General features: G+C 69.8%; 15 protein-coding genes. 5 read left to right on the top strand and 10 right to left on the bottom strand.

What is annotated here, in order from left to right; translation table 11 throughout:
• Nucleotides 1-10 precede the first annotated feature (10 nt).
• Entirely contained in the window at nt 11-436 is a 426-nt protein-coding gene (locus KEC56_RS07340; protein WP_227530407.1) for a hypothetical protein, read from the bottom strand.
• A gap of 67 nt (nt 437-503) precedes the next feature.
• Here KEC56_RS07340 and KEC56_RS07335 point away from each other — a divergent pair, with 67 nt between their 5' ends.
• Nucleotides 504-710: a DUF3499 family protein gene (locus tag KEC56_RS07335; protein WP_175985935.1), complete on the top strand. Its 207-nt coding sequence runs from the start codon at nt 504-506 to the stop codon at nt 708-710.
• Nucleotide 711: 1 nt separating this feature from the next.
• Here the strand turns inward: KEC56_RS07335 and KEC56_RS07330 are convergent, their stop codons facing one another.
• Nucleotides 712-1,521, bottom strand: a complete 810-nt coding sequence (locus tag KEC56_RS07330; protein ID WP_227530406.1) for an RDD family protein — start codon at nt 1,519-1,521, stop codon at nt 712-714.
• A 16-nt stretch (nt 1,522-1,537) separates the two neighbouring features.
• Here KEC56_RS07330 and KEC56_RS07325 point away from each other — a divergent pair, with 16 nt between their 5' ends.
• The gene (locus tag KEC56_RS07325) at nt 1,538-2,530 is read left to right on the top strand and encodes a stage II sporulation protein M (RefSeq protein WP_175986154.1); all 993 of its coding nucleotides are present in this window, start codon (nt 1,538-1,540) and stop codon (nt 2,528-2,530) included.
• A 6-nt stretch (nt 2,531-2,536) separates the two neighbouring features.
• Here the strand turns inward: KEC56_RS07325 and aqpZ are convergent, their stop codons facing one another.
• From aqpZ to KEC56_RS07285, 8 genes are all read right to left on the bottom strand, one after another.
• Nucleotides 2,537-3,301 (bottom strand): aquaporin Z, encoded by a 765-nt coding sequence (gene aqpZ / locus KEC56_RS07320; protein ID WP_227530405.1) that lies wholly within the window; start codon nt 3,299-3,301, stop codon nt 2,537-2,539.
• A 117-nt stretch (nt 3,302-3,418) separates the two neighbouring features.
• Complete coding sequence (locus KEC56_RS07315; protein WP_175985938.1) at nt 3,419-4,915, bottom strand: catalase; 1,497 nt, start codon at nt 4,913-4,915, stop codon at nt 3,419-3,421.
• 1 nt (nt 4,916) lies between these two features.
• Entirely contained in the window at nt 4,917-5,354 is a 438-nt protein-coding gene (locus tag KEC56_RS07310) for a Fur family transcriptional regulator (RefSeq protein ID WP_175985939.1), read from the bottom strand.
• A 91-nt stretch (nt 5,355-5,445) separates the two neighbouring features.
• Nucleotides 5,446-6,753 carry a DUF58 domain-containing protein gene (locus KEC56_RS07305; protein ID WP_175985940.1) on the bottom strand — a complete coding sequence of 436 codons (1,308 nt, stop codon included), beginning with the start codon at nt 6,751-6,753 and terminating at the stop codon, nt 5,446-5,448.
• The gene (locus tag KEC56_RS07300) at nt 6,754-7,677 is read right to left on the bottom strand and encodes an AAA family ATPase (RefSeq protein WP_227530708.1); all 924 of its coding nucleotides are present in this window, start codon (nt 7,675-7,677) and stop codon (nt 6,754-6,756) included. It lies immediately after the preceding gene.
• A 32-nt stretch (nt 7,678-7,709) separates the two neighbouring features.
• Nucleotides 7,710-8,873, bottom strand: coding sequence for a DUF4350 domain-containing protein (locus KEC56_RS07295; protein ID WP_175985941.1), 1,164 nt, complete (start codon nt 8,871-8,873; stop codon nt 7,710-7,712).
• Nucleotides 8,870-9,523 carry a DUF4129 domain-containing protein gene (locus tag KEC56_RS07290; protein ID WP_227530404.1) on the bottom strand — a complete coding sequence of 218 codons (654 nt, stop codon included), beginning with the start codon at nt 9,521-9,523 and terminating at the stop codon, nt 8,870-8,872. Before KEC56_RS07290 ends, KEC56_RS07295 begins: the two co-directional genes overlap by 4 nt.
• Nucleotides 9,520-10,779: a DUF7847 domain-containing protein gene (locus KEC56_RS07285; protein ID WP_227530403.1), complete on the bottom strand. Its 1,260-nt coding sequence runs from the start codon at nt 10,777-10,779 to the stop codon at nt 9,520-9,522. Before KEC56_RS07285 ends, KEC56_RS07290 begins: the two co-directional genes overlap by 4 nt.
• Nucleotides 10,780-10,975: 196 nt before the next feature.
• On the opposite strand from KEC56_RS07285, the gene mtrA reads away from it, so the two are divergent.
• From mtrA to KEC56_RS07270, 3 genes are read left to right on the top strand one after another with little or no spacing between them, the layout of a single operon-like run.
• A complete protein-coding gene (mtrA, locus tag KEC56_RS07280) occupies nt 10,976-11,656 on the top strand; it encodes an MtrAB system response regulator MtrA (protein WP_175985944.1) in 681 nt (226 codons plus the stop codon).
• 27 nt (nt 11,657-11,683) lie between these two features.
• Nucleotides 11,684-13,357 carry an MtrAB system histidine kinase MtrB gene (gene mtrB / locus KEC56_RS07275; RefSeq protein ID WP_175985945.1) on the top strand — a complete coding sequence of 558 codons (1,674 nt, stop codon included), beginning with the start codon at nt 11,684-11,686 and terminating at the stop codon, nt 13,355-13,357.
• Nucleotides 13,354-15,060, top strand: coding sequence for an LpqB family beta-propeller domain-containing protein (locus KEC56_RS07270; protein ID WP_227530402.1), 1,707 nt, complete (start codon nt 13,354-13,356; stop codon nt 15,058-15,060). Before mtrB ends, KEC56_RS07270 begins: the two co-directional genes overlap by 4 nt.
• The last annotated feature ends 31 nt before the right edge of the window (nt 15,061-15,091 follow it).

Raw genomic sequence — 15,091 nt, 5'->3', positions numbered from 1 at the left:
GCCGACGCCGTCAGGGCGCATCCGGTCCGAACTCCCACGGGTCCTTGCCGACGAATTCGGCCGCCGCGCGGAACACCGCGCTCTCGATCGCCACTCGTCGATGCAGATCATCGTCATGACCCGGCGGGAGGAGTCGCTCGATCGGGATGCGGAACAGCACGATGCGGCGCTGTTCGCGATCGATCTCCCAGCGCGGGATGCCGTCGGCATCCGGCCTCGTCGGCAGCCCGCCGATCTCGAACCGAACGTCCTGCAGCTCGGGCCACGTGCCGCGCAGGAAGTCCACGGCGGTGCCGATCGTGGCGTCGAAGCGGTCGATGCGCCCGTCCAGCGGCGGCAGGGGAGGGCGGACGACCTCGCTGCGTCCCAGCCGTCCGTGCCGGCCATGACGGGCACCGCGTCGAGGAGACGCGGGGGCAGAGCGACGGCGTGGCATGTTCGAAAGTCTAGGCGCTCCGCGCGGCATCCCGATCGAGGCGCCCATGCGTCCTACGCTGACAGGGATGGACGGACGACTCTGCTCGAAGGTGACCTGCGCCCGTGAGGCCGTGGCCACGCTCACGTACGACTACGGTGACCAGATGGCCGCGCTCGGGCCGCTGGGCGGCAGCGGCCACCCGCACGCGCACGACCTGTGCGCGCAGCACGCGGACCGGCTCTCGGTGCCCGCCGGGTGGATCGTCGTGCGGCACGAGGCTCTGCGAGCCTGAGTCAGACGCCCACCCGGCGACCGGTCAGCCGCTCCGTCTTCGCGTCGGCGATCGCCAGAGCGCGGAGTTCCCGCTCGCGCCGCAGCACGGTGATCGCGATGAGAATCTGTTCCGGGTGCGCCGCCGGCTGGGGCGACACGAACGCCGCGGACTCGGCGACGAGGTCTCCCGCGACGCGTGCCCGCGCCGGGGGCGACATCCGCTCGGCGTGCTGCAGGAACTGGGAGATGCGCCGGGCCAGCCGATCCGGCATCCGTGCGACGTCGGCGATCTGCGCCCAGCCGGTCAGCGCCGGCGGCATGACAGGCGCGAGCGGCACGAGCTTCGGCGTGCGGACCCGCTGACTGTACGTCCCCGCGACGAGGTCGCCCAGACGCTGCGACCGGGGCGTGAACGCGCCCGAGAGCATCGCGATGGCGCCGAAGGTCATGTAGATCTCGAGGACACCTATCAGCGAACGGATGAATGCGTGCCGGAATCCGGCAGCTCCGCCGTCCAGGCGGACGATCCGCCCGCCGACGGCGAGCCGGCCGAGACTCCGGCCCCGGGTGGCCAGCTCCACGACGATCGGCACGACGACGAAGCAGATGACGGCGGCGGTGATGTTCAGGATGCCGTCGATCGACGCGTCGATGATCCCCGTGAACAGCAACCACGTCCGCAGCCACAGGAAGAGCAGGAACAGCACCCAGCCGACGACCATGTCGATGAAGGAGCCGAGCGCGCGCATGAAGAAGCCCAGCGGCTGGACGTCGATCGCGACGGCTTCGCCGGAGAGCACCTCATCGGCGGTGTCGAGCGGCGTAGACATGAGTACAGTAAATCAGGTGGATGCCGATGCTCTCGCCGATGCGCGCCGTGCGGAGTGGGAACGACTCGACGCTCTCAGCCGCGCCAGACTCGACGGCGCGGGCGTCGATGAGCTGATCGTGCGATACCGTGCGGCATCCGCGGATCTCGCAGAGCTCAAGACCTCGGTCGGCGACTCGCCACAGGGCGCCTATGTGTCGTCCGTCCTGTCGAAGGCGCGGTTACGGCTCACCGGGGCATCCGACAGCATCCTCACCCAGATCGCGCGGTTCTTCGTCGATCAGCTCCCCGCGGCGCTTTACCGACTGCGCTGGACGACCCTCGTGATCGCTGTCGTCTTCGTCGCGATCACGGTCCTCGTCGCGGCGTGGATTGCCGGCGACCCGGCGCTGGTGGCGTCCCTGGGACCCGCCGACTTCCTCGAGCAGTACGCCGAGGAGAGCTTCACCGACTACTACACCGAGAACCCGGCGGCGGTGTTCGCGGGCATGGTGTGGACCAACAATGCCTGGATCGCCGCGCAGTGCGTGCTGTTCGGCGTCACAGGAATCTGGCCGCTCTACGTCATCGTGCAGAACGCGTTCGTGGTGGGGGTGGCGGCGGCGATCATGACCGTGCACGACCGTCTGGACGTCATGGTGCTGTACATCCTCCCGCACGGGATGCTGGAGCTGACGAGCATCTTCGTCGCCGCCGCTGCCGGGCTGCATCTGTTCTGGGCGTGGGTCGCACCCGGGCATCGGACCAGAGGAGCGGCGCTGGCCCAGGAGGGAAGGGCCCTGGCCACCGTCGCGATCGGACTGGTCTTCGCCCTGTTCCTGTCCGGGCTCGTGGAGGGATTCGTCACGGGCTGGTCGCTGCCCTGGCCGATCAAGATCGGCATCGGCGCCGCCGCGCTGGCCGTCTTTCTCGTCTACATGCTGCTCGTCGGTGGCCGCGCATACCGGCGCGGTGAGCGCGGAGACCTCCTCGAATACGAGGCGGGCACGCCGCAGCTCACCGCGGGGTGACGGGACTCAGACCCGCTTCGTGCCGTCGAGCAGCGCCTTGTACGCGATCCCGGCGAGCATCGCCCCGACGATCGGGAACACGATGAACACCCACAGCTGCGAGAGCGGCCCGACGCCGCCATAGATGGCGGCGGCGATGGAGCGCGCCGGGTTCACCGACGTGTTGTCCACCGGGATGCTGATGAGGTGGATGAGAGTCAGGGTGAGTCCGATGGCGAGCCCGGCGAACGGGGTCGGCCGCAGCTTGTGCGTCGTCCCGAGGATCACGAACAGGAACACGGCGGTCAGCACGATCTCGATGATGATGGCGGCCCACATGCCGAATCCGCTGGGGGAGTGCTCTCCCCAGCCGTTGCTGGCGAAACCGGCATCCTGGGCCGTGGTCAGCCAGCCGTCGGGCCCGAACAGGCCGATGAGGACGAGGATCGTGCTCGCGACGACGCCGCCGACGACTTGAGCGATGATGTAGCCGGGTACCTCGCGCCACGCGAGCCGTCCTGCGGCAGCGACGCCGAGCGTCACGGCGGGGTTGAAGTGTCCGCCCGAGACCGGGCCGAACGCGTAGGCGCCGACGACGACCGTGAGACCGAAGGCGAAGGCGACGGCCACATACACGGCCGAGCCCGAACCCGGGTCGGTGAAGTGGTTGGAGGCGAACAGGGCGGTTCCGACGCCGCCGAGGACCAGCAGGAAGGTGCCGAGAGCCTCGGCGGTGAGTTTGGCTCCTGTGGATGGGACGGGAGCTGCAGCTTCGGCGAGCGTCTCGCTCATGGGAATCCCTCTCGTCGGGTCGATCGGAATCGATCGGATTCAGGGCACATGCTAGTGGGGTCGGATGCTGAAGCATCCGACCCCACGCGCGAATCGACGATTCAGGGAATCAGCGACTCACTCGCCGACGCCCACCGGCTCCGCGTTGTCGAATGCGCGGCTGGTGAGCGCGCGCACGTCATCCGCGACCTTCTGGTCGACCTGGCCCCAGTACCAGAAGAAGCGCTCCTGGATCGCGGGGACGGTCAGCGCTTCGTACTGGCCGGCGAGGGTCTCGATGAAGCGCTGGCGCTCCTCGGCGGTGAAGACGTCGTTGATCAGCGTGCGCGCCTGGCCGAAGTCATCGTCCTCCGCGTGCAGGGTCGCGGCGGTGCGGATGAGCGCGCCGTCGTTCTCCCAGCTCGCCTCGACGCCGCGCTGCGGGTCGGCCTCCGGGCCGCCGGCCGCCCCGTACGAGTTCGGGGTGTAGACGCGGTGCTCCGCCGTGTTGAAGTGATACTGCATGTTGCCCTCATGCATGTAGTTGCTCACCTCGGCGGCGTGCGGCTGGTTGACCGGCAGCTGGTTGTAGTTCGTGCCGATCCGGTAGCGTTGCGCGTCCGGGTAGGAGAACACGCGCGCCATGAGCATCTTGTCCGGGGAGATGCCGGTGCCCGGAACCTGGTTTCCCGGCGAGAAGGCGGCCTGCTCGATCTCGGCGAAGAAGTTGCGCGGGTTGCGGTTCAACGTGAACGTGCCGACCTTGATGCGCGGGTAGTCCTTCTTCGACCACGTCTTGGTGAGATCGAACGGGTTGAAGCGGTACGTCTTGGCCTCTTCGTAGGGCATGACCTGCACGTAGACGTCCCAGGAGGGGTGGTCGCCGTTCTCGATCGCCTCGTAGAGGTCGCGGCGGTAGTAGTCGGCGTCCTGACCGGCGATTCGCTCGGCTTCGTCGGAGAACATCGGCTCGACGCCCTGCTTGGTGAGGAAGTGGTACTGGACCCAAAAGCGCTCGCCCTCGGCGTTGACCCACTGGTACGTGTGCGAGCCGTAGCCGTTCATGTGGCGCCACGAGCGCGGCAGGCCGCGGTCGCCCATGACGTAGGTGACCTGGTGAGCCGACTCGGGGGAGAGGGTCCAGAAGTCCCACTGCATGTCGGCGTCGCGCAGGGCGGAGCCGGTGAGGCGCTTCTGCGAGTGGATGAAGTCGGGGAACTTCATGCCGTCGCGGAGGAAGAACGTCGGGGTGTTGTTGCCCACGATGTCGAGGTTGCCCTCGGTGGTGTAGAAGCGCAGGGAGAAACCGCGCACATCGCGCCAGGTGTCGGGGGAGCCCTGCTCACCCGCGACCGAGGAGAAGCGCAGCAGCGTCTCGCTCGTGGCCCCGGGCTGGAAGACGGCGGCGCGGGTGTACTGCGAGACGTCCTCGGTGACGACGAACTCGCCGAATGCTCCGCCGCCCTTGGCGTGCGGGTTGCGCTCCGGCACGCGCTCGCGGTTGAACGAGGCGAGCTTCTCGACCAGGTAGCGGTCGTGGAGGGCGGTGATGCCGTCCGGCCCGTTGGTCAGCGAGTGGGCGTCGCTGGCGACAGGGGTTCCGGTCTGGGTGGTCGTGAAAGTCTTGTCCGTCATTTCACTTCTTCCTTTCGCAATCGGAGCAGATGGCTCGGTAGGTCACAGAGGCTTCGATGATCCGCATCCCGTGGTCGTGGGACGGATGCAAGCAGGGTGCTTCGCCGACGGCGCACGCGACGTCTTCGACGCGGCCGCATTCGACGCACTGCAGATGATGGTGGTTGTCGAACTCGTCCTGCACCTCGTAGAGGGCGCTCGCGGCGTCCGGCAGGCTCACTCGGCGCACGATTCCGGCGCCGGTGAGATCGCCCAGGATGCCGTGGACGGTGGGCAGTGCCACCCCGCTGAGCCGGTCGCGCAACGACGAGAACACGGACTCCGCCGAGGCGTGCGGTCGAGCGGCCAGCGTTTCGATGACAGCGACGCGCTGCACCGTCACGCGGAGCCCTGCGGCGCGCAGGCGCTCGGGTGCATGGTGCTCAGTGGCGACGGTCATCGCATTCAGCATAGTCGTTTCCTGAATCATTCACAAAAGAGAATCAGTCATGTCAACCGATCGGCCACCCAGCGTTCGGCGGCGGACCCGCTCAGAGGCGGCCGGCGGCCTTGAGTTCCAGATAGCGATCCGCGATCTTCGGCGGCAGCGCCTCGGGGTCGGCGGTGATCGCCTCACCGCCTGCTCGGCGGATGGCATCCGCGACATTCTCCGCATCGCGGATCGTGCGCTCGGCGGCGGCCGCCAGGTAGATGTCCTCGCGGGAATCGCGCCGGGTGGCGAGCTCGCCGACGGCGTCGTCCGTGACCGAGCCGACCAGCACTGTCGTGGCGCGTGAAGCGGTGGGGAACGCGCCCAGGAAGCTGCGCGCGGACTCGGCGGCATCCTGCGCGGTGAGCACCACGATCAGCGACGGGCGCGTCGTCAACGAGCGGATCGCCGCGAAAGCTCCACCCCAGTCCGTGTCGACGAGCCGGGCATGCACGGGCGCCATCGCATCCGTGATCGCCTGCAGGAGACCGGCGCCCTCCACGCCCGTGACCCGCCCTCGGACGACGCGGTCGTACATGAGCAGGTGCACGTGATCTCCGGCCCTCGACGCGAGCGCTGCGAGCAGCAGCGACGCCTCGAGCGCGGCATCCAGTCGTGTGCCGTCGCCCACGCGCGCGGCGGCGGTCCGCCCGGTGTCGATGAGGATCACGACATGCCGGTCGCGCTCCGGACGCCAGGTACGCAGCATCGTCGTGCCGGCCCTGGCGGTGGCGCGCCAGTCGATCGAGCGGACGTCGTCACCGCGCACGTACTCGCGCAGGGAGTCGAATTCGGTGCCCTGGCCGCGGACCTGGATGCTCGTGTTGCCGTCGAGTTCACGCAGGCGCGCGAGGCGGGAAGGAAGATGCTTGCGCGACGCGAAGGCCGGGAGGATGCGGATGGCGCCGCGCACGTCGTGCCTGGCCTGGCGGCCGCCGAGTCCCAGCGGTCCGCGGGAGCGGATGAAGACGAATGCGCTGACGAGCTCGCCGCGTCGGCGGGGGAGCAGCGGTACGGTAGCCCGCCGCCGCTCACCGGAGGGCACCACGACCCGCAGCCGGCCCTCTCCGGCTCCGGCCGTCGGCTGCCAGGCATCGCGGATGAGAGCGTTCAGGGTGCGCGGACCATGGTTGTGCAGAGCCACCTCGGCGTCGACCGGCTCGCCCATACGGGCGCGGGCAGGCACCCGTCTGGTCACCGTGACCGTACGGGCGCTCGCCGCCAGCGACACGTCGATCGTCAGCAGCACGGCGCACAGCAGCAGCCACCCGCCGACGACCGCCCACGCCGGGACACCTGCCATGGCGAGCGCCACGACGGGTACGACGCCGAAACCTGTGAGCAGCGCGAGCCGACCGGTGACGAACACTTAGATCGGCACCCGCGTCTGCTGGATCACCGAGGCGAGCACCGCATCCGCGGACACGCCCTCCATCTCGGCATCCGGACGCAGCTGCAGGCGGTGCCGCCAGACCGGCACGAGCATGGTCTGCACGTGATCCGGGGTCACGGCACTCGACCCGTTCAGCCACGCCCAGCCCTTCGCCGCGGCGAGCAGAGCGGTCGAGGCTCGGGGACTCGCACCCAGAAGCACGGATGGGGACTGGCGGCTCGCGCGGGCGAGATCCACGACGTAGCCGAGCACCTCGTCGGTCACCTCGACACGGGATGCGGCATCCTGTGCGGCCCGGATCTCCTCGGCGGTCACGGCCGCCGAGACGCCGGTGAGCACGCGCGGCGAGAAGCCGCCCGCGTGCAGACGCAGCACGCTGACCTCGGCATCGCGCTCGGGCATCCCGACGACGAGCTTCATGAGGAAGCGGTCCAGCTGCGCCTCGGGCAGCGAGTACGTGCCCTCGTGCTCGATCGGGTTCTGCGTTGCGGCGACGAGGAAGGGATCGGGCAGGTCGCGGCTCTCGCCGTCGGCCGAGACCTGGCGCTCCTCCATGGCCTCCAGCAGTGCGGCCTGGGTCTTCGGGGGCGTGCGGTTGATCTCGTCGGCGAGCAGGATGTTCGTGAACACCGGGCCCTGACGGAACTCGAACTCGCCGGTGCGCGCGTCGTACACGAGCGAACCGGTGACATCGCCGGGCATGAGATCGGGGGTGAACTGGACGCGCTTGGTGTCCAGCCCCAGCGCCTTGGCGAAGGAGCGCACGACCAGTGTCTTGGCCACGCCCGGGACGCCCTCCAGCAGCACGTGGCCACGGGCGAGCAGGCACACGAGCAGTCCGGTGACGGTGCCGGCCTGTCCGACCACGGCCTTGTCGACCTCGGTTCGCACCCGGTGCATGGCCTGGCGCAGCTGCGCGTCGTCGGTGTCTGTCACGGTTGGTTCCTTTCCACGTGCCCGGCGGCATCGACCGCCGTCTCGAGTTCGGCGAGTCGGCGAGCGGTCTCGACGAGTTCTGCGTCTCCGGTCGGCAGCGGGCCGGCGAGGAGCTGATGAAGGGAGCCGCGCGGGATGCGCAGCCGGTCGGATGCCGCATCCGCGACCTCGACCGAGGTCGACCGGGCTGTCAGCCCCAGGCGGGCGGCGAGGCGGCGGATCGCCCCGTCGCGCAGAGCCTCGGCGGCGTGGGCGGCGTCGCCCGCCTTCGCCGTGAGTCGGGCGCGGCCGTGCATGGTCTCGGATGCCCGGACGGTGACCGGGAGTGTCTCGGTGACGAGCGGGCCGAAACGCTGCCCGCGCGCTATGCCCGCCATCACACCGGCCAGGAGCAGAAGGATGATCGCGGGCGTCACCCAGGGCGGCGTGAGCGAGGCGAGGGTGTCGGGGGACTGCGCCTCGACGTCGGTGTCGCCGAACGACGGCACGTACCAGACGACATGATCGGTCTGGCCGAGGAGGGCGAGCCCGAGTGCCGCGTTGCCGTTCTCGGCCAGGTGCTCGTTGCTCAGCAGCGAGCTCGCCTCGATCATCGCGGTCCGGGTGCCGTCGCGGTCGGCGACGAGCAGGCCGGCTGCTCCGTCGTCGGCGAAGCATCCCTTCACGCCCTCGGCAGGGGAGAAGAAGCGGTCGGGCTGCACCGTACCGACGTTCGCGAGCTCGGGCAGGTCGCACCCGGCTCCGAGAGTCGCAGCCACCGGCGGGGCGGCGTTCTCGCCGAGATCGAGCAATCGGAGCATCCGTGAGGAGCTGGAGAGCACGACGGTGCGGTGCGACGGCTCGATGAGAGTTTCGACGGCTTCGTCGGAGAGTGCGAACGGGTCGGCCATGACCAGGGTGGAGTCATCGGTGATCGCGCCGGCCGCGTCGGCGCGGCTGCGGGCGATCGTGATCTCGACGCCCTGGTCCCGCACCAGTTCGGCGAGCGCGAGGCTCCCGGAGTCGCCGGCGTTCTCCGGGTCCAGCGCACCGCGCGGATCCGGGGCGCCGAACGTGAGCGCGCCGATGATCAGTCCGAACGCGATGACCGCGGCCGCGATCGCGAGCCAGCCCAGCACCGAGCGCAGACGTCCCTTCTCGCGCACCGCCGTCCCGCTCATGCCGGGACGACCTGGATGTCGGATGCCGGGCGCGCCCGGCCGACGGCGTCATCGACGGCGACGAGCGAGCGATAGCCCGCCTCGGTCGCCGGATGCCGCAGATAGCGGACCTCGTCGAAGGCGCCGGCCGCGGCGGCGAGCTCCGCGCGCAGGTCGCCCAGAGCGGATGCCGCTTCGCGGGCGATCGCCTGCGCAGTGGCCCCTGGGGCGGGGTCGACGATGTCGCGCTCGAGGAGTCCCCGCGCGATCGCCCGGAAGCGCAGCACCGTCGCGGCATCCCAATCGCCTTCGCGCGCCCGACGCTCGGCGTCGGCGCGCAGCTGCGCGGCCGTGCGGTCGTCGCGCTCGCCCAGCAGATCGCGGCCGGTGCGTCTCGCCCGCCGTGACGCCCGCGGGCGCCCCCACAGGATGAGCACGGTGATGAGCGCGGCGACGATGACCACGGTGACGATCACGAGTGCCGCGCCGCCGGCCTGCTGCCCGGCCTCCGGGGAGAACAGTCCGCTGATGAATTCGGCGATGTCCTCGGCGAGGTAGTCGAACCACGTCGGCTTGGCGTCGGCGTAGCGGGGGTTCTGCAGCTCCTGCTCCGCCCAGCGGCGCGCCTCGTCGCCGTCGGGGGCGAACGGGTCCTCGGCGAGGCGGATCATGCCCCGCCGTACCCGGGCGGCGGAGGAGGCGGCATCTGCGGACCGGAGTGCGCCGGGTACTGCGGCTGAGGCGGCTGTGCCGCCGGGTGTTCCGGGGCCGCCGGGTGCTGCTGTGCGGGCGGGTACGCGCTCCATCCGACCGGGGGAGCACCGTACTGCGGCGAATGCCGGAGCGGCGGAGCGCTGCTGACCGCCCGCTCCGGATCGACGGCGAACGGGTCGCCGAGCTCCTCGGGGGCCGTGCCGAGGTCGCGGCGCTCCAGGTAGGTGATCAGGCTGTGGTCGAGCCCCTCGTAGCGCATGCGGCTGTCGAGGTAGATGAACGCCGCCGCGGCGCACTGCACGACGATCGCGACGGCCTGGAGCACGTACACGATCAGCTGCGGGACGGTGCTGACGACGATCGCCATGACGAGCTCGGTGGCCTCGTCCGTGCCGCCGGTGGGGGCGACCACGGGCAGCAGGAGTGAGCCCAGGAGCGACAGCGGCACGCTGATGACGCTCACGGCCGCGTTCATGATCAGGCCGATGAGGAAGATCACTCCGAAGGTGTTCCAGAAGCGTCCCCGGGTCAGCCTCCACGAACGGACGAGCGCCGGCCGCAGTCGCTCGCCCTCGAGGACGAGGACGGAGGGGACGAGCAAGAGCTTCGTGCTCAGCCAGATCCACAGCGGTATCGCGCCGAGCACGAGCAGAATGCCGACCACGACGGTCACGGCGACGCCCTCACCGGAGCCGCCGATGCCGGCCATGACGCCCAGGGCGATGATTCCGCCGATCACGAGCATGAGCACGATCGCGGCGAGGGCCTGCAGGACGCTCCAGCCGACCAGACGCCAGAACGCCGGCCGCATCCGCTGCCAGAGACGTCCGAGAGGGGCCTTTTCGCGCAGTGCCGCGCTGCCGACGTCGGCGGCGACGACGCCCTGCATCACCGCGGTGAAGGCGAGGCTGACGAAGCTCATCGCCAGGACGACCAGCGCGTTGATGGCGATCGTGCCCCACATGACGGGGTAGAAGTCGGGACTGCTCGGTGAGAGCGACTCCACGCGCGTGAAGGTCGCGACGGCGACGACGCCGATGACGACGAGGGTGACGATCGCGATCGCGAGCTGGATCACGATGGCGAATCCGAACAGCACCTTCGGGTTGTGACGCAGGGCGGCGAACGGCTTGCTGATCAGGGCTCCGAACGTGAGGGGATGCAGCGGCACGAGGCCCGGTCGGACGGCGGGCGTCCAGTACTGTGCGCTCATCGAGCTCCCCTCCGAAGGTGCACGACCATCGTGTCATATCCGCGAGTGACTGCGGAGAACCGGTGCGGATCTGTGCGGCGACCCGGCGCGAGCGCTACCGTGATCGAAATGTTGTCATGAAGTACGCTGGGAGCGACCGCGCTGCGCCTTCACCCGGATGGCGGCGTGTTGCGTAGAAAGATGGGGCTGGGATCAGATGACCTCACGGATCCTCGTGGTCGACGACGATACCGCGCTGGCCGAGATGATCGGCATCGTGCTGCGCACCGAGGGCTTCGAGCCGGTGTTCTGCGCAGACGGCGCCAAGGCTGTCGAGGAATGGCGGACGCAGCATCCTGATCTCGTCCTTCTGGACCTCATGCTCCCCGGCATGGACGGCATCGAGATCTGCACGCGCATCCGTGCCGAATCGGGCATCCCGATCATCATGCTCACCGCCCGAGGCGACACGGCCGATGTCGTGCGCGGACTCGAGGTCGGCGCCGACGACTACATGGTCAAGCCGTTCAATCCGAAGGAGCTCGTCGCGCGGATCCGCACGCGGCTGCGTCCGGTGACCCCCGCCACAAGCGAGGTCCTCCGCATCGGCGACCTCGTCGTCGACGTCGATGCGCACGAGGTGCGACGCGGCCAGACGCCGATCCCGCTGACCCCGCTGGAGTTCCAGCTGCTCGTCGCGCTCGCGGCGAAGCCTCAGCAGGTGTTCTCGCGCGAGATGCTGCTCGAGCAGGTGTGGGGCTACCACTACAAGGCCGACACGCGGCTCGTCAACGTGCACGTGCAGCGGCTGCGCGCCAAGGTCGAGCTCGACCCGGATGCGCCCAAGATCGTCATGACGGTCCGCGGCGTCGGCTACCGGGCCGGGAGCGTCGGCTAGGGGCCCGGATTGATCGCGACGAGCGCGATGCCGACGACGACCGCCGCGGTGTGGCGCGATCCGCGGAGCTGGCCCGAGGCGGCGGCGACTCTCTGGCGTCGGTCGCTGCGGTTCCGCACCATCACCATCACCCTGCTGCTCACGACGCTCGCGATCTTCATCACGAGCGTGATCATGGCCCTCGTCATCCAGAACAACCTGTTCGAATCGCGGCGGGACGAGGTGCTCTCCGATGCCCTGCGCGCCGTCGCCGAGGCGCAGATCCGCGTCGACTCGGCCGAGGTGACCGACGATCCCGCCGGGCTGCGCGCGCTGTGGTCGGACGTGCAGGACACGATTCCGCGGGCGTCGTCCTCATCGCGGGTGATCGCGTTCCCCATCGACGACACCCCGGTCGGCAGCGGTGTGCAGGGATTCCGCACGGATCTGAGTGCCGATCTCATCAGCCCCGGCCTCCGTGAGCGGGTGGTGTCCTTCCCCGACCGTCAGTCCTGGCAGTCGATCGCGATCCCCATGCCGGACGGCACGACGGCGCCGGGCATTGTCGTCGGGCAGCAGCTGTTCCTCCCCGGCGTCGGCGCCTTCGAGGTGTACATCGCCTACGACCTCGCCGACTCCCAGGAGACCCTGCAGTTCGTGCAGAGCACGCTGTGGGCGGCGGGCTTCGTGCTCATCGCGATCGTCGCCGTGATCTCGTGGCTCGTGCTCCGGCTGGTCTCGAAGCCCATCATCGAGGCCTCCGAGACCAGCGCGCGGCTCGCCGCAGGCGACCTCGACGTGCGCCTTCCCGTGCACGGCGAGGACGAACTGGCGACGCTGGCGCAGTCGTTCAACGCGATGGCCGACAGCATCGAGGCGCAGATCAAGGAGCTCGGAGAGCTGTCGCTCGTGCAGCAGCGGTTCGTCTCCGACGTCTCGCACGAGCTGCGCACTCCGCTGACGACGATCCGGCTCGCAGCCGACATGCTCAACGACCAGCGCGACCAGTTCGACGCGACCACGGCCCGCACCGCCGAACTGCTCTACACGCAGGTGCAGCGCTTCGAGACCCTGCTGAGCGATCTGCTCGAGATCAGCCGGTACGACGCGGGATCGGTGCAGCTCGAGCTCGAGCCCACGAGCCTCGCCGAGCTCGCCGAGGACGTCATCGAGCAGATGCGGCCGCTGGCCGAGGAGCGCGGCTCCGAGCTGCGACTCGTCGCCCCGGGCGCATACTCGCCCGTCGAGATGGACCCGCGCCGCGTGCGGCGGGTGCTGCGCAACCTGATCGGCAACGCGATCGAGCACGGTGAGCGGCATCCGATCGTCGTCACCGTCGACAGCAACCAGTACGCGGTGGCCGTAGGCGTGCGCGATTTCGGCCTCGGGATGCGGCCGGCCGACGCAGAGCGCGTGTTCGACCGGTTCTGGCGCGCGGACCCGTCGCGTCAGCGGACGATCGGCGGCACGGGCCTGGGGCTGTCCATCGCGCTGGGCGACGCGCAGCTGCACGGCGGGACTCTCGCCGTCTGGTCGGAGCTCGCCGTCGGGACGAACTTCGTGCTCACCATCCCGCGCGACCACGATCAGCGCGAGGGCACGTCGCCGGTGCCGCTGGAGCCTCAGGACGCCATCGTCGACGTCGGCCCCATGACGCAGCCGATCCAGTTGACCGAGCTGCGAGAGATCTACTTCGACGCGCGAGCGGAGGACGAATCATGAACCGATCGCCCCGTGGGCTCGCGGTCGTCGCCCTTGCGGCGCTGATCGCGGTCCTCACCGGATGCACGAGCCTGCCCAGCTCCGGCGAGGTCAACGTCGGCCTCGCGCTGGACGACGTCGACCTCGACCCGGACATCAGCCAGATCGCCGCGCGTCCTCTGGAGGGGGCGAGTCCGACGGAGATCGTCGAGGGCTTCCTGGACGCCGCCCTCACCCCGGACAACGGCTGGGCGATCGCACGCGAGTTCCTGAGCCCCGAGATGGCTGCGCGCTGGCGGCCCTCCGCCGGCGTCGTCATCGACTCGGGCGCGGGCACGCGCGACTTCAGCACGGACGTCGAAGACGAGGATGCCGAGTCCGGCGATGTGGGCGTGCAGCTCGAGCTCGTCGCCCGCGTCGACGAGGACGGTGCGTACGCGGAGCTGCCCGGCGACGACTCCGTGCTCGCGTTCAGCGTCGAGCGCAATGACGAGGGGGAGTGGCGCATCGCCGAGGCGGCGGACGGTATCGTCCTCGACGCGGATGCGTTCGCGCAGGTCTACCGGCGCTACGCGCTGCAGTACTTCGATCAGAGCTGGACGCGCCTCGTCCCCGACCTGCGGTGGTATCCGCGCCGGCAGACGATCGCCACGACGCTCACGCAGTCCCTCCTCGGCGGTGCGCCGGCCGACTGGCTGGCACCGGCGGTGCGCAGCGCGTTCCCCGGGGACGTGTCGCTCGCGAGCGACTCGGTGCCGATCAGTCCGGACAAGGTCGCCTCGGTCGAGCTCACGGCAGCGGCGTCGACACTCGACGATCGTCAGGTCTCCCGGATGCGCACGCAGCTGGAGGCGACGCTGCGACCGGTGGGAGTCTCCGAGGTGCGTCTGCTCGTCAATGGACGCGACCTGAACGCCGGCGTCGCCGCGGTCGAGACGGGGCGCACCGAGTCCAGCCCCGTCGTCCTGACGGAGTCCGAGTTCGGCTCATTCGTCGGCGAGGAGATCACTCCCTATGACGGCATCAGCGATCACATCGTCGAGGTCGCGAGCGCCGTGGAGTCCGTCGATATCGCAGCGGACGATTCGCGGGCGGCAATGCGGCTCGACGACGGGTGGGTGTACACGGTCGCCGATGACGAGGTGAACCGTCTCGACAGCAGGGCGGGCCTGATCGCCCCGTCGATGGATCCCTACGGGTACACGTGGTCCGTTCCGGCCCAGGCGCCGCAGGAGCTTCTCGCCTGGCGCTCCGACGTCACTTCCGTCAGAGTCGCAGAAGCCTTCCCCGGGGCGTCGTCGATCTCGCAGTTGCGTGTGGCATCGGACGGCGTGCGTGCCGCGGCCGTGATCACGGTGGGCGGGCAGCGCTGGATCGCCCTCGCCGCGATCATCCGCGACGACGCCCATGTGCCCGTCTCGCTCGGCGAGACGCATCTGGTCGCCCAGCTCGACGGCACCTCCCTCGGCCTCTCCTGGATCGGCGACGAATCGCTCGGGGTCCTCCTCGACGACGAGGCGACACACAGTGTGCTCACGCAGAGCGTCGGCGGACCCGGTGTCTCCTCGGCGGCTCCGGCCGGGGCGCAGGCGCTGTCCGGCGGACGCACGGAGGCGGCGCTGCGCATCCTCGATGACAAGGGCGTCCTGTACGCACAGCGCGGTTCGACGTGGCAGATGGGCCTGTCGGGGGTCCTCGTCCTCGGAACCCACGCCGGACAGTAGTCCACCCCTCCTGCACAGGGATTGGCTCTCC

Origin of the sequence: Microbacterium tenebrionis (genome assembly GCF_020682665.1) — a bacterium.
Lineage (GTDB): Bacteria > Actinomycetota > Actinomycetes > Actinomycetales > Microbacteriaceae > Microbacterium > Microbacterium tenebrionis.
Note: the sequence above shows the minus strand (reverse complement) of the source record. Positions and strands in the feature narration are given on the sequence as shown.